General features: G+C 68.0%; 10 protein-coding genes. 2 read left to right on the forward strand and 8 right to left on the reverse strand.

From position 1 onward, the window contains the following. Nucleotides 1-57: 57 nt before the first annotated feature. A complete protein-coding gene (locus ACFJI2_RS10240; protein ID WP_377704891.1) occupies nucleotides 58-2457 on the forward strand; it encodes a heavy metal translocating P-type ATPase in 2400 nt (799 codons plus the stop codon). Nucleotides 2458-2461: 4 nt separating this feature from the next. Here the strand turns inward: ACFJI2_RS10240 and ACFJI2_RS10245 are convergent, their stop codons facing one another. The 8 genes from ACFJI2_RS10245 to ACFJI2_RS10280 all read right to left on the reverse strand — a co-directional run bounded on the left by ACFJI2_RS10245 (nucleotide 2462) and on the right by ACFJI2_RS10280 (nucleotide 11032). Then, entirely contained in the window at nucleotides 2462-3319 is an 858-nt protein-coding gene (locus tag ACFJI2_RS10245) for a peptidase (protein WP_377704892.1), read from the reverse strand. 117 nt (nucleotides 3320-3436) lie between these two features. Further along, a complete protein-coding gene (locus tag ACFJI2_RS10250; protein ID WP_377704893.1) occupies nucleotides 3437-4240 on the reverse strand; it encodes a transglutaminase N-terminal domain-containing protein in 804 nt (267 codons plus the stop codon). A gap of 9 nt (nucleotides 4241-4249) precedes the next feature. Beyond that, entirely contained in the window at nucleotides 4250-5194 is a 945-nt protein-coding gene (locus ACFJI2_RS10255; RefSeq protein WP_377704894.1) for an alpha-E domain-containing protein, read from the reverse strand. Continuing rightward, nucleotides 5188-6615 carry a circularly permuted type 2 ATP-grasp protein gene (locus ACFJI2_RS10260; RefSeq protein ID WP_377704895.1) on the reverse strand — a complete coding sequence of 476 codons (1428 nt, stop codon included), beginning with the start codon at nucleotides 6613-6615 and terminating at the stop codon, nucleotides 5188-5190. The genes ACFJI2_RS10255 and ACFJI2_RS10260 overlap by 7 nt, the downstream gene beginning before the upstream one ends. A 173-nt stretch (nucleotides 6616-6788) precedes the next feature. After that, on the reverse strand, nucleotides 6789-8261 hold the full coding sequence (locus ACFJI2_RS10265; protein ID WP_377704896.1) for a right-handed parallel beta-helix repeat-containing protein: 1473 nt from the start codon (nucleotides 8259-8261) through the stop codon (nucleotides 6789-6791). Between the two features lie 32 nt (nucleotides 8262-8293). Beyond that, nucleotides 8294-9058, reverse strand: coding sequence for a YdcF family protein (locus tag ACFJI2_RS10270; protein WP_377704897.1), 765 nt, complete (start codon nucleotides 9056-9058; stop codon nucleotides 8294-8296). A gap of 45 nt (nucleotides 9059-9103) precedes the next feature. Beyond that, nucleotides 9104-10057, reverse strand: coding sequence for a ZIP family metal transporter (locus tag ACFJI2_RS10275; RefSeq protein ID WP_377704898.1), 954 nt, complete (start codon nucleotides 10055-10057; stop codon nucleotides 9104-9106). A gap of 81 nt (nucleotides 10058-10138) precedes the next feature. Further along, nucleotides 10139-11032, reverse strand: a complete 894-nt coding sequence (locus ACFJI2_RS10280; RefSeq protein ID WP_377704899.1) for a manganese catalase family protein — start codon at nucleotides 11030-11032, stop codon at nucleotides 10139-10141. A gap of 255 nt (nucleotides 11033-11287) precedes the next feature. Between ACFJI2_RS10280 and ACFJI2_RS10285 the strand changes: the two genes are divergently transcribed. Further along, the gene (locus ACFJI2_RS10285; protein WP_377704900.1) at nucleotides 11288-13048 is read left to right on the forward strand and encodes a glycoside hydrolase family 2 protein; all 1761 of its coding nucleotides are present in this window, start codon (nucleotides 11288-11290) and stop codon (nucleotides 13046-13048) included.

Below are 13048 nucleotides of genomic sequence, written 5' to 3' on the forward strand. Positions count from 1 at the left end.
CCTTCCCATCATGGGAAGGCCTACACTGGAAGCCAGATCAGGTATAAGGATGGCATCATGACAAATCCAGCGGTAGCGGAATCCGGCGCCACGCAGCGCGAACTGTCCCTCGGCATCGAGGGCATGAGTTGCGTTTCGTGCGTGGGGCGGGTGGAAAAGGCAATCAAGAAAGTGGCCGGGGTAGACAGCGGGAGCGTCAACCTCGCGACCGAGCGCGCGCGCGTGGTGGCGGGCAACGATGTGGATGTTCAGCAATTGGTCGACGCCATCGGAGCGGCTGGCTACCAAGCCACGCCCGAGGCGGCGGAAGGCGACGCGGCCGGCGCCGATCCCGGCGCGCTCCCGTCCGCCGCTACGCAGGCCCCCACGGGCGCTGCCGTGGACGCCGGCCGCAGCGCCCACGGCTCAGCAGCGCGCGACGCGAAGGACGTCAAACTGGACCAGCAGGGAGTGCGCGTCGGTATCGCGGCGCTGCTGTCCCTGCCGCTGATCGTGCCCATGCTTGCCGACTTGGTCGGCTTGCACTGGATGCTGCCGGGCTGGCTGCAGCTGGCATTGGCCGCGCCGGTGCAGTTCTGGCTGGGCGCGCGCTTCTACGTGGCCGGCTGGAAGGCGGTGCGCGCCGGCGCCGGCAATATGGACCTGCTGGTGGCCATCGGCACCAGTGCCGCCTTCGGCCTGAGCGTCTACCAGCTGCTGGCCGCGCGTGGCGGCACGCCGCACCTGTACTTCGAGGCCGCCTCGGTCGTCATCACCCTGGTATTGCTCGGAAAATGGCTGGAAGCGCGCGCCAAGCGCCACACGGCCGATGCGATCCGCGCGTTGCAGGCCTTGCGGCCCGACGTGGCGCGCGTGCGGCGCGACGGCGTGGATGTTGACGTGCGCGTCGGCGCCGTCCGCGTCGGCGATATCGTTGTGGTCCGCCCCGGCGAGCGGATAGCTGTCGACGGTACGGTGATGGAAGGGGCCAGCCACGCGGACGAGGCCATGCTGACCGGCGAAAGCATGCCGGTGGCCAAGCATGCCGGCGACAGGGTGACGGCCGGCGCCATCAACGCCGAAGGCCTGCTGCTGGTGCGCACCGGCGCAGTCGGCGCGGAAACCACGCTGTCGCGCATTATCAGGCTGGTGGAAAGCGCGCAGGCCGAGAAGGCCCCGGTGCAGCGGCTGGTGGACCAGGTCAGTGCCGTGTTCGTGCCCGTGGTGCTGGCGATTGCGCTGCTCACCTTTGGCGGCTGGTGGCTGGCCGGCGCGGCGGCGGGGACGGCCATCATCAATGCCGTGGCGGTACTGGTGATCGCCTGTCCTTGCGCGCTCGGGCTGGCGACGCCGGCCGCCATCATGGCCGGCACGGGCGTCGGCGCGCGGCATGGAATACTGATCAAGGACGCGGAAGCGCTGGAGATTGCGCACCGCGTCAGCACCGTGGTGTTCGACAAGACCGGCACGCTGACGGTGGGCAAGCCGGTGGTGACGGCGCTGGCTGCCGTGGCAGGCGGCGAAGCGGATTTGCTGCGGCTGGCGGCATCGCTGCAACAGGGCAGCGAGCACCCGCTGGCGGGCGCCGTCAACGCAATGGCGCAGGAACGCGGCGTGGCACCGCTGGCCGTGAGCGGGCTGCAGGCGCTGCCGGGCCGGGGGCTGGCGGGGATGGTGGAAGGCCGTGCCTTGCTGCTTGGCAGCGCCCGGCTGATGCAGGAATCGGGCGTGGATCTGGCCCCGCTGCAGGCGCGCGCCGCAGCACTCGCGGCCGACGGCAACACCGTGTCGTGGATTGCCGAGGGCACGGGGACCGCGCGCGACCCGCAGGACGGCCGCGATGGGCAGGGCGCGCGAGACGGGCAGGGCGGACGCGACGGGCAGGGCGGCCGGGACGTGCTGGAGGCTGGAGTGGCGCGTCTGCTCGGGCTGATCGCATTCGGCGACCAAGTCAAGCCTGGCGCGCGCGCGGCGGTCGACAAGCTGCACGCGCTGGGCATCAAGACCGTGCTGCTAACCGGCGACAACCAGGGCAGTGCGCAGGCGGTCGGCGGCGCGCTCGGCATCCGTCACGTCATCGCCGAAGTGCTGCCGGAAGCGAAAGCGGAAGAGGTAGCGCGCCTGAGGACGGCGGGGGAAACGGTCGCCATGGTTGGCGACGGCATCAACGACGCGCCCGCGCTGACGGCGGCCGACGTCGGCATCGCCATGTCCACCGGCACCGACGTCGCCATGCACGCGGCAGGTATCACGCTGATGCGCGGCGAGCCCGCGCTGGTGGCGGACGCCATCGACATCTCGCGCCGCACCTACGGCAAGATCCGCCAGAACCTGTTCTGGGCCTTCATCTACAACCTGGTGGGCATCCCGCTGGCGGCGGCGGGCCTGCTCAGCCCGGTGGTGGCGGGCGCCGCCATGGCATTCAGCTCGGTCAGCGTCATCAGCAACGCGCTGCTGCTGAAACGCTGGCGGCCGTAAAAGCCTATTGTTGCTCGTTGCCGAACTGCTGCGCGAACGACTGCGGTGGAGCGGGCGGCTGCGTGGCGGGCGAGATGCTGTCCGGCAGCGGCATGCGCACCGGCTTGCTGGCCATGCCGGCGGTAGAGAGCGCGGTTCCCGGCGTATCGGGCGCCGCGTTCCACACCGGCGCCTCGATGCCTTCGAAGATGGTCTTCAGCTGCTGGCCCCAGGTTGTGCGTATCATCTGGAAATACTGGTTCTTCTCATCGATGGTCACAAAGCGCGTGACCGCCAGGCTATCGTTCTCGTAGACCAGCAAATCGAGCGGCAAGCCCACCGAGATATTCGAGCGCAATGTCGAATCCATGGAGATGAGCGCGCACTTGGCCGCCTCGTCCAATGACGTGGACGGCGTCACCACCCGGTCGATAATCGGCTTGCCATACTTCGCCTCGCCGATCTGGAAATACGTGTTCTCGTTGTGCGACTCGATGAAATTGCCCGCCGAATAGACCTGGAACAAACGGCAGCGCTCGCCCTTGATCTGGCCGCCGAAAATCAGGCTCACGTTGAAGTCAATGCCGAACTCCGCCAGCGCCTTCGCGTCCCGCTCATGCACCAGCCGAACTACTTCGCCCACCAGGCGCGCCGCCTCATACATATTCGGCGCCGTCCAGATGCCATAGCCGGCCGAGCCCACGTGCTCGGACAACAACTGCCGCACCGATTGCGAAATCGACAGATTCCCCGCCGTCATCAGCACCATCATGCGCTCGCCCGGGTTCTCGAACACATTCAGCTTGCGCGCCGTACTCACCTGGTCCACGCCCGCGTTGGTGCGCGAATCCGACAGGAAAACCAGGCCCGCATCCAGGCGCATCCCTACACAATAAGTCATTTGATAACAGTTTATTGGTTCAAGGAATCAATTCTAACACCGGCCCGAGCCAGCCTCTGCCGCATTCGGGGTCTGACCCCGAATGCGGCAGAGGCTGCTTCACTGGGGCACGATCTGGACGTTGACGGCCATGGCTTCGTCGCCGCCGCCGCGCCGGACGCCGCGCACGGGGGCGGCGGCGTCGTAGTCGCGGCCGATGGCGAGGCGGCAGTAGGCGTCCGTCATCAGCCGCGCGTGCGTCACGTCGATGCTGACCCAGCCGCTGTAGTCGCGGTCTTCGGCCCAGGCGTCCACCCAGGCGTGGCTGGCGGCGTGGCTGGTGCCGCCCGGGTCGATGTAGCCGGACACGTAGCGCGCCGGGATGCCGTGCGCGTGGCAGCAGGCCAGGAAGATGTGCGCGTGGTCCTGGCAGACGCCGATGCCGAGCTGCAGCGCGGCGCTGGCCGTGGTGGTCACTTCGGTCGCACCGCTTTGATACTTGACCGCACCAAAGATGTGCTCTGCCAGCCGCACCAGGTGCCGGGTCTGCGCGGTGCCGTCCGGCAGGCAGGCCGCGGCCAGTTCGAGGATGCCGGGCGTGGCGGCCGTGAGCCGGGTCGGCACCGTGTAGATCAGCGGCGACAGCGTGTCGCCGTTGGCAATGCGCCCGCCGGATGGCGTGCTGGTCTCGACCAGCCCATGGGCGACGATGGCCAGCCCGGTATGCGGCGAGTTGATCGTCAGCATGTGCGACAGGTTGCCGTAGGCGTCCGTGTAGCCGTGGATCTGGCCCACCGTGTTCAGGTGCCAGTTCAGCACGTGCTGGTGGGCTTCGGCGCGCGGCGTCAGGTGCAGCTGCTGGATGGAGTACGCCTGCGGCGCGGTGTAGCTGTAGCTGGTTTCGTGGCGGATGGACAGTTGCATGGGGTTCTCCTAGGCCGCCAGCGGCACCAGGAAATCGCGGCTGACGCGATTGCCCAGTTCGTAGATGCGCTGCAGGAATTCGGTCAGCGTGTCGTGCAGGCCGGCTTGCAGGATGTCGTCGATGCGGCCGAACTGCAGCTCGGCGTGCAGCTTGCCGGCCAGCCGTTCGGTGTCCCTGGACAGGTCGTTGCGCACCTGGTCCAGGTTTTGCACCACTTCGTCCATGCAGGCCAGCAGCGAGCGCGGCATGTCGGCGCGCAGCATCAGCAGTTCGGCCACGCGCGCGGGGGTGATGATGTCGCGGTAGACTTTGCGGTAGATCTCGAAGCCTGACACGGAGCGCAGCAGCGCGGCCCAGTAGTAGAAGTCGCGCTGGGCTTGCACCTCGCCTGGGTCGCGGGCGCCATGGAATTTCACGTCCAGGATGCGGGCGGTGTTGTCGGCCCGCTCCAGGAAGGTGCCGAGGCGGATGAAATGCACCGCGTCGTCGCGCAGCATGGTGCCCAGCGTGACGCCGCGCGACAGGTGGGAGCGGTATTTCACCCAGTCGAAGAACTGGCTGGGGTCGTTTTCCAGCACGCCGTTGTCGAGCCGCTTTTGCATGTCCAGCCAGGTCTGGTTCTGGATTTCCCACACTTCCGTGGTGAGCGTGCCGCGCACGGCGCGCGCGTTTTCGCGAGCTTCCTTCAGGCAGGCGGCGATCGAGGAGGGATTGGACGGGTCGCGCACCATGAAGTCGATGACCGAGCGGCCGTCCACCGTGCTGTACTTGCGGTCGTAGGCTTGCTGCAGCTCGGAGATGCCGAGCATGGCGCGCCAGCCCTGGGCGGCGTCCTGCTCGGACTGCGGGAGCATCGAGGTTTGCACGTTGACGTCCAGCATGCGGGCGGTATTTTCGGCGCGCTCGGTGTAGCGCGCCATCCAGAACAAATGGTCGGCGGTGCGGCTCAGCATGGTTGGTCCCTTTCCAGTATCCAGGTGTCTTTGGTGCCGCCGCCCTGCGAGGAGTTCACCACCAGCGAGCCTTCCTGCAGGGCCACGCGCGTCAGCCCGCCGGGCACCATGGAGATGGTTTTCCCGGACAGCACGAAGGGCCGCAGGTCGATATGGCGCGGCGCGACGCCGTTCTCGACGAAAGTAGGGCAGTTCGACAGCGCCAGCGTGGGCTGGGCAATGTAGCCGTCCGGCCTGGCGACCAGGCGGCGCCGGAAGTCCTCGATCTGTTCGCGCGTGGAGGCGGGGCCGACCAGCATGCCGTAGCCGCCGGCGCCGTGCACTTCTTTTACCACCAGGTCGGACAGGTGGGCCAGCGTGTACTGCAGGTCTTCCTTTTTCCGGCACTGGTAGGTCGGCACATTGTTCAGCACAGGTTCTTCGGACAGGTAGAAGCGGATCATGTCCGGCACGTAGGGGTAGATCGACTTGTCGTCGGCCACGCCGGTGCCGATGGCGTTGGCCAGCGTCACCCGCCCGGCGCGGTAGACCGACAGCAGGCCCGGCACGCCCAGCGAGGAATCGGGCCGGAAGGCCAGCGGGTCGAGGAAGTCGTCGTCCAGGCGGCGGTAGATCACGTCCACCCGCTTGGGGCCGTGCGTGGTGCGCATGTAGACCGAATTGTCGGCCACGAACAGGTCCTTGCCCTCCACCAGCTCCACGCCCATTTGCTGCGCCAGGAAGGCGTGCTCGAAGTAGGCGGAGTTATACATGCCGGGCGTCATGACCACGATGGTGGGGTCGTCCACGCCCATGGGCGCGACCGAGCGCAGGTTGTCGAGCAGCAGGTCGGGGTAGTGGTCCACTGGCGCGATCTTGTTGCGGGCGAACAGCTCGGGGAATAGCCGCATCATCATCTTGCGATCCTCCAGCATGTAGGAGACGCCGGACGGCACGCGCAGGTTGTCTTCCAGGACGTAGAACTCGCCCTTGCCCGCGCGCACGATGTCCACGCCGGCAATGTGGGCGTAGATGTCGGAGGCGACCGCAATGCCCTGCATCTCCGGCCGGTATTGGGCGTTGCGGTAGATCTGCTCGGCGGGAATGATGCCGGCCTTGATGATGTTCTGGCCGTGGTAGATGTCGTGGATGAACATGTTCAGCGCTTTGACGCGCTGGACCAGGCCGGTTTGCAGCTGGCTCCATTCGCCGGCCGGAATAATGCGGGGCACGATGTCGAAGGGGATCAGGCGCTCGGTGCCGGCGTCGTCACCGTAGACGGCGAAGGTGATGCCGACGCGGCGGAACATCAGGTCCGCCTCGGCGCGCTTGCGCTCCAGGGTTTCGGGTGGCTGCTGGGCCAGCCAGCGGCAGAACTCGCGGTAGTGTTCCCGCACGTCCGTTCCGCCGTCTGCATGCATTTCATTGAAGAAGGTAGGCATCTGCTCGTTCCGTGGCTGCGATGTTCTTGTAGTATCAAGAAGCGTGCCAGCATTGCAAGACAAAGATGCACTAGTTTAGTGCGGCGCGCCGGATAAAGCGCGCACCGCACGAGGCTGCCAGGCGCCGGAGGTGCCCGGCGTATCCGCAGCGCTTACTGAGCGTTTCAGGCAGATTAGCGTTTCAGGCAGATGGCAAAGTCTTCCACCGCGCCGTAGGCCGGCTGCGCCGGGCGGGCCGCACCGCACAGGTCGGTGGCTGGCGCGCCGGTGGGCGCTGCTGCTGCGCTGCTGCGGCGCGGTGCTGCGCCGGCCCACGCCAGGTCCAGTCCCAGCGCGTCGCGGAACAGGGCGCGCTGCGGGTGCGACCCCACGAACAAGCGGTTCAGGCTGGTGTCCAGGTTGTCGCCTGCGTGCAGGATGCCGCCGCGGTCGGCGCGCAGCCTGCCGTCGATGATGTTGCCATCGACCTGGGCGCTGCTTTCCGGGTAGCGCACCATGATGCCGGCCGTATCGATCAGCGTGTTGTGCAGGATTTTGCTGGTGGCAGCACGGTTCAGGTAGATGCCTTCATCCGAGCACGAGGCGATCAGGTTGGCCCGGATGGTGCTGCCGTCCTGCTCGGTGATGCAGCGCTGGTCGCGGCAGTAAGGCACGCCGGTGCCGCCGCCGCCCAGCGACAGGCCGACCCGCTGGCCGCTATAGCCGCGCAGCTTGTGCTCGCACAGCACCACGTTGCGCTCGAACAGGTTGCCCGAGCCAGCGCCCTTGGCGTAGGCGCCGTAGCTGATGCCGTCGCCGCCCATCTTGATGAAGTCGGTGATCAGGTTGCCGCGGATCGCCCAGCGGCTGCCGGCCACGAGGTCGATTGGCGTGACGGGCTGACTGGTCTGGCGCACAGCCGTATTGCTCAGCGTATTGCCTTCGATGAGGCCATCGTCCGGCGCGTTGCCGCCCTGGGCATTGATCTTGAAGTGCGAATCGAAATCGGTGATGGTGTTGTTGCGCGATACAAAGCCGCTGGCGCGGCCGGCGACGTGGAAGGCGTGTTCGCATGATCCGGGGTCGGTACAGGCGCCGCGTATGGTCAGGTTCTCAAATGTCCAGTGCGGGCCGCTGACCAGGAAGCCCTCATTGATGCTGAAGTCGATGATGGCCGTGCCGGACCGCTCGGCGCGCACGGTGATGGGGCGTTCCTTGCTGCCGGCTGCGCTGGCCGCGACGAAGGGCACGCCACGGAAGCTGTACGTGCCCGGCTGCAGCGTGATCACGTCGCCGGCGCGGGCGTTCGCCATGGCTTGCACCAGTGCGCCAGCCGTGGCGACCGGCACCGGGTTGCCGGCCGGCGCAGGCGCGGCGGCGGACTGGGCGCCTGCCTTCCACGCGGGCAGGGCGGGGGAGGCGGCAGCGCCGCCGTCCATGCCCGCCAGGGTGGACGCGACCTTGCGGCCCAGTCCTTCGACCATGCTGTTGTGGCCGGAGGCGCGGCGCGCCACGTAGGGGCCAACCTGGCGCGGCGCCATGCCGACTTCGTTCACGGCATAGAAGGCTGCAGCGGTACCGCCGCCCACGCACAACAGGGAGAGAAGGGCGAGCGGCAGCAACTTGCCGGAGGGTTTGCGGGACGATCTGGTTCTGGTGCGGGGCATGATATTCCGTTATGTTGATTATTCTTCGATGCTTATTCTTTGATGCGGTACCACGCCAGGCCTATCCATTCATAGACGGCGTAGTAGGACGATTCGAGCGCATCCGCGCGCGGCAGGAAGGAGCCGGCGGACATCGGCCCCCAGGCGCGGAACATGGTAGGCGCGGCGATCACCTGCAGGCCGGCGCGCTCGAACACGCGCCGCGCGCGCGGCATGTGCATGGCGTCCGTTACCAGCAGCACGCGCTGCACGCCGGCCGGCTGCAGCAGGCGCGCCGAAAACGCCGCGTTCTCCGCCGTGGTGGCGGAGTCCGGCTCGATCCACCGCACTTCGGTGCGGAAATCCTCGCGCAGCGCGCGCGCCATGGCCTCGGCCTTGGGCGGCACGCCGCGCTGCGGCTCGGCATTGCCGCCGGTGACCAGCAGCGGCAGGCCGGTGCTGTGCTGCAGGCGCGCGCCGTAGCGCAGGCGCGCCAGCGCGATGCCGTCCGGGCTATTGCCGCCGTACTCGGGCGCCTGTTCCATATTCCCTGCCGCCAGCACCACGATGGCTTGCGCCTCGCGCTCCGCGCCGGCAGCCAGCGGCGCCGTCATGTTCTCCAGCGGACGCACCAGCAGGCGCGCGCCGGCGCCCGTGCTGAGCACCACCAGCAAGGCCAGCGCGCCGCCCGCCAGGGCCGTGCCCGCGCGCGGCCAGCGGCGGCGCAGCAGCCAGCCGGCCAGCATGGCCAGGAACAGGCTCATGGGGGGCAGCAGGACGATGTGGGCAAGCTGGGACAGGGTGAAGGGGGCAGGCATCTTGACATTGGAGCAATTACGCTGCCGAAAGTCAAGGATTGCTGCTCAGGCCAAGGCGGTGTCGAGCGCCATCATGACGATAAACCCGGCCACCAGCGCGCAGGAGGCGCCGGTGCGCGGGCCGTGGCGGTGCGCGGCGGGCACCACCTCGTGGCAGATGACGAACAGCATGGCGCCGGCGGCGGCGGCCAGTCCCCAGGGCAGCAGCGCGGCCGAATACGCGATCAGCAGGGCGCCGGCCACCGCGGCGCAAGGTTCGGGCAGCCCGGACAGCATGCCCATGGCGGTGCTGAAGCCGCGGCCGTAGCCGACCGCGCGCAGCGCCATCGCCACCACCAGGCCTTCGGGAATGTCCTGAATGGCGATGCCGGTGGCCAGGCTGTGCGCCTTGAGCGCGTCCACGCCGGCATAGGCGACGCCGATCGCCAGTCCTTCAGGCAGGTTGTGGATGGCGACGGCCGCCACGAACAGCCAGGCGTGGCGCACCGGCAGCGCGGCGCCGGGCTGGGCCTGGGCCTGGGCCTGAGCCTGGGCCTGAGACTGAGGCTTGGGCTGAGGCTGAGGCTGAGGCTGGGCCGGCGCGCCGTGGTCGGCGATGCGGCCCAGCAGCAGCACGGCCGCCATGCCCAGCGCGATGCCGCCGCCCACGGTCACGCTGGCGCCGAACGGCGTGGCGCCGCCGGCCTTGCTGGCGGCGATGGCGGGCAGCACCAGTGAGAACGCGGTGGCGGCCAGCATGATGCCGGCGCCCAGGCCGAGCGCGGCGTCGTACAGGCGCTGCGACACGCCGTGCGCCAGCAGCACCGGCAAGGTGCCGGCGGCTGTGGCGAGCGCGGCCGCCATCCCCCCGGCCAGTGCGCCGCGCACGGCGGGCGGGGCCGCAGCCAGCGCGAGGTAGGCGTCATGCCCGAGCAGCAGCAGGCCGGCGGCGCATACCAGCGCGCCGAGCGCCGCCTTGGGCGCCGGCCAGCGTCCGGCTGCTTGCCTGCCGCGCATCATTTTCCTCGCACAATTGCCGGGACCCGAACCGGGAGCTGAGCCTGGACCTGAGCCGGGACCTGGACCGGGACCGGCGCGCGCTCAGTGGGCGCTGCCATTCGGCGTCGGCCCCATGCCCAGCTCGGCGCCGGTCAGCGGGTCGGCGTCCGGATCGGACATGGTGCGCGCGGCCATCTGGTTCAGCAGCGCCTCTTCATCGCTGCTGACCTGCACCGAAGCGCTGCCGTCGCCGCCGTCCACGCCTTGCTGCTGCAGGCGGTCGCTGACGACCTCCCATTTGCTGTCGTCGTTCCACGGACCGCGCACCTCGGGACCGCCTTGCGACATGTTGTAGTAGACGTTGGTGAATTCCGGCCGCCCCGCCAGCTTGCCCGGAGGGAAGTTGGGCTGGATGGCGTACAGCGCCTTCTCGAACGACATCTGGTGCGCAATTTCACGCGTCATCAGGAAGCCCAGCGCTTCCTTCACGCCCGGGTCGGGCGTCAGGTTGATCAGGCGTTCGTAGACGATCTTGGCGCGCGCCTCGGCCGCGATATTGGAGCGCAGGTCGGCGGTCGGTTCGCCTATCGTATCCACGTAGGCGGCGGTCCATGGCACGCCTGCGGAGTTGGTGAGCGGGGTGCCGCCGCCGTACAGCACCTGCGTCAGGTGGCTGTCGTTGCCGGCGCCGGTGATGGAGCGGTAGATGTCGGCCTCCTGGTCCACGCCTTCGGCCAGCCGGCCCTTGGCGCCCTTGTTCAGCATGGCGACGATATTGCCGATCACTTCCAGATGGCTTAGCTCTTCCGTCGCGATGTCGAGCAGCATGTCCTTGCGGCCCGGATCGTCTTCCGCCAGCGCTTGCGTGAAGTAGCGCAGCGCGGCCGCCAGTTCGCCTTGCGGCCCGCCGAACTGCTCCAGCATCAGGTTGGCCAGCCCGGGATTCGATTCGCTGACGCGTACCGTGTACTGTAGCCGCTTGTTGTGAGCAAACATGATTCCTCCTTGGTCGTGGTATGGGTTGCACCACCATGTTCTGCGTTGCGGCGGCGGACCGCGATAGGAACCCGGCGCGGCGACTTGTAGGAGCCATGCCCGCCGCCCGGCGAGCAGCGCAGTACGGAAGAGATCGCGTATCTAAAGGCGCTCTGCAGTTTCACGCGCCAGATTGCGTAGCGGAATTGGTTCAACGTGCAACGCCGAAGGTTGTTAAGATTTTCACCGGATTGAACCAAGCACGCTGGAGATGAGATGGAAGATTTTGCCTATCCACGGCCGCAGTTGGTAAGGGCGGACTGGACTTGCCTGAATGGCTCCTGGGACTTTTCCTACGATGATCAGCGCCGTTACCGGGGGCCGAAGGATGAGATCGCATGGGAACGCACCATCAAGGTGCCGTTCCCGCCGGAGGCGGTCGCCAGCGGCATAGGCGATACCGGCTTCCACAGCGTGTGCTGGTACCGGCGCGTAATCAGCCTGGCCACGCGCGGCCCGCGCACGCTGCTGCACTTCGGGGCTGTCGATTACGCCGCCACCGTGTGGGTGAACGGCGAGCTGGTGGCGCGGCACGAGGGCGGGCATACGCCGTTCTACGCCGACATCACTGCCGCGCTGCTGCCGGGCGAGGAGCAGGTGATCGTGGTGCGTGCGGAAGACGATCCGGCCGACCTGGCCAAGCCGCGCGGCAAGCAGGACTGGCAGCTGGACCCGCACTCGATCTGGTATCCGCGCACCACCGGCATCTGGCAGACCGTGTGGCTGGAGCCGGTGGGCGCGACCTACATCAAGTCGCTGCGCTGGACCCCGATCTTCGAGGGCTTCGAGATCGGCTGCGAAATCCTCGCCGCCGGCGACATCACCTCCGGCCTGACGGTGGAGGTGAAGCTGTCGCACGGCAGCAAGCTGCTGGCCGACGACGTGTACCTGCTGGTGGGCCAGGAGGCCAACCGCAAGATCGCGCTGTCCGACCCCGGCATCGACGACTCGCGCAACGAGCTGCTGTGGAGCCCCGAGCGGCCCATCCTGCTCGATGCCGAACTGACCTTGCGCTGCGGCGACGTGGAGCTGGACCGGGTGCGCTCGTACACGGCCTTGCGCTCGGTGTCCGTGAACCGCGACCGCTTCATGCTCAACGGCCGCCCCTATCACCTGCGCCTGGTGCTGGACCAGGGCTACTGGCCGGATACCATCATGACCGCGCCCTCGGACGACGCGCTGCGGCGCGACGTGGAGCTGGCCAAGGCCATGGGCTTTAACGGCGTGCGCAAGCACCAGAAGATCGAAGACCCGCGCTACCTGTACTGGGCCGACAGGCTGGGCCTGCTGGTGTGGGAAGAGATGCCGTCGTGCTATGCCTTCAGCCCGCTGGCGGTCACGCGCATGGTGCGCGAGTGGACCGAGGCGATCGAACGCGATTACAGCCATCCCTGCATCATCGTGTGGGTGGCGTTCAACGAGTCCTGGGGCGTGCCCAATCTGACGGCGACGCAGGCGCACCGCAACGCGGTGGAGGCGCTGTACCACATGACGCGCGTGCTGGACGCCACCCGCCCGGTGATCGGCAACGACGGCTGGGAGGCTTCCGCCACCGACCTGCTCGGCATCCACGACTACGACGCCGACCCGCAGCGCATAGCCGCGCGCTACGAGCTGACCGATCCCGTGACCACCTTGTTCGACCGGCGCCGTCCCGGCGGCCGCATCCTCACGCTGGACGGCTTCCCGCACCGCGGCCAGCCCATTATCCTCACCGAATTCGGCGGCATTGCGTTCGACCCGAGCGCGCCGGCGCACCACACCTGGGGCTATTCGCGCGCCAACACGGCCGAGGCCTTCGAGCAGGCCTACCGCGCGCTGCTCAACGTGGTGAGCGAGCTGCCCATGTTCAGCGGTTTCTGCTACACCCAGTTTGCCGACACCTTCCAGGAGGCGAACGGCCTGCTGAACGCGGACCGGAGTCCCAAGATTCCGATCGAACGGATCCACGCGGCCACCCGCAACCTGCCGCTGTGA

It is taken from the genome of Pseudoduganella sp. UC29_71, from assembly GCF_042693265.1.
GTDB lineage: Bacteria > Pseudomonadota > Gammaproteobacteria > Burkholderiales > Burkholderiaceae_D > Rugamonas.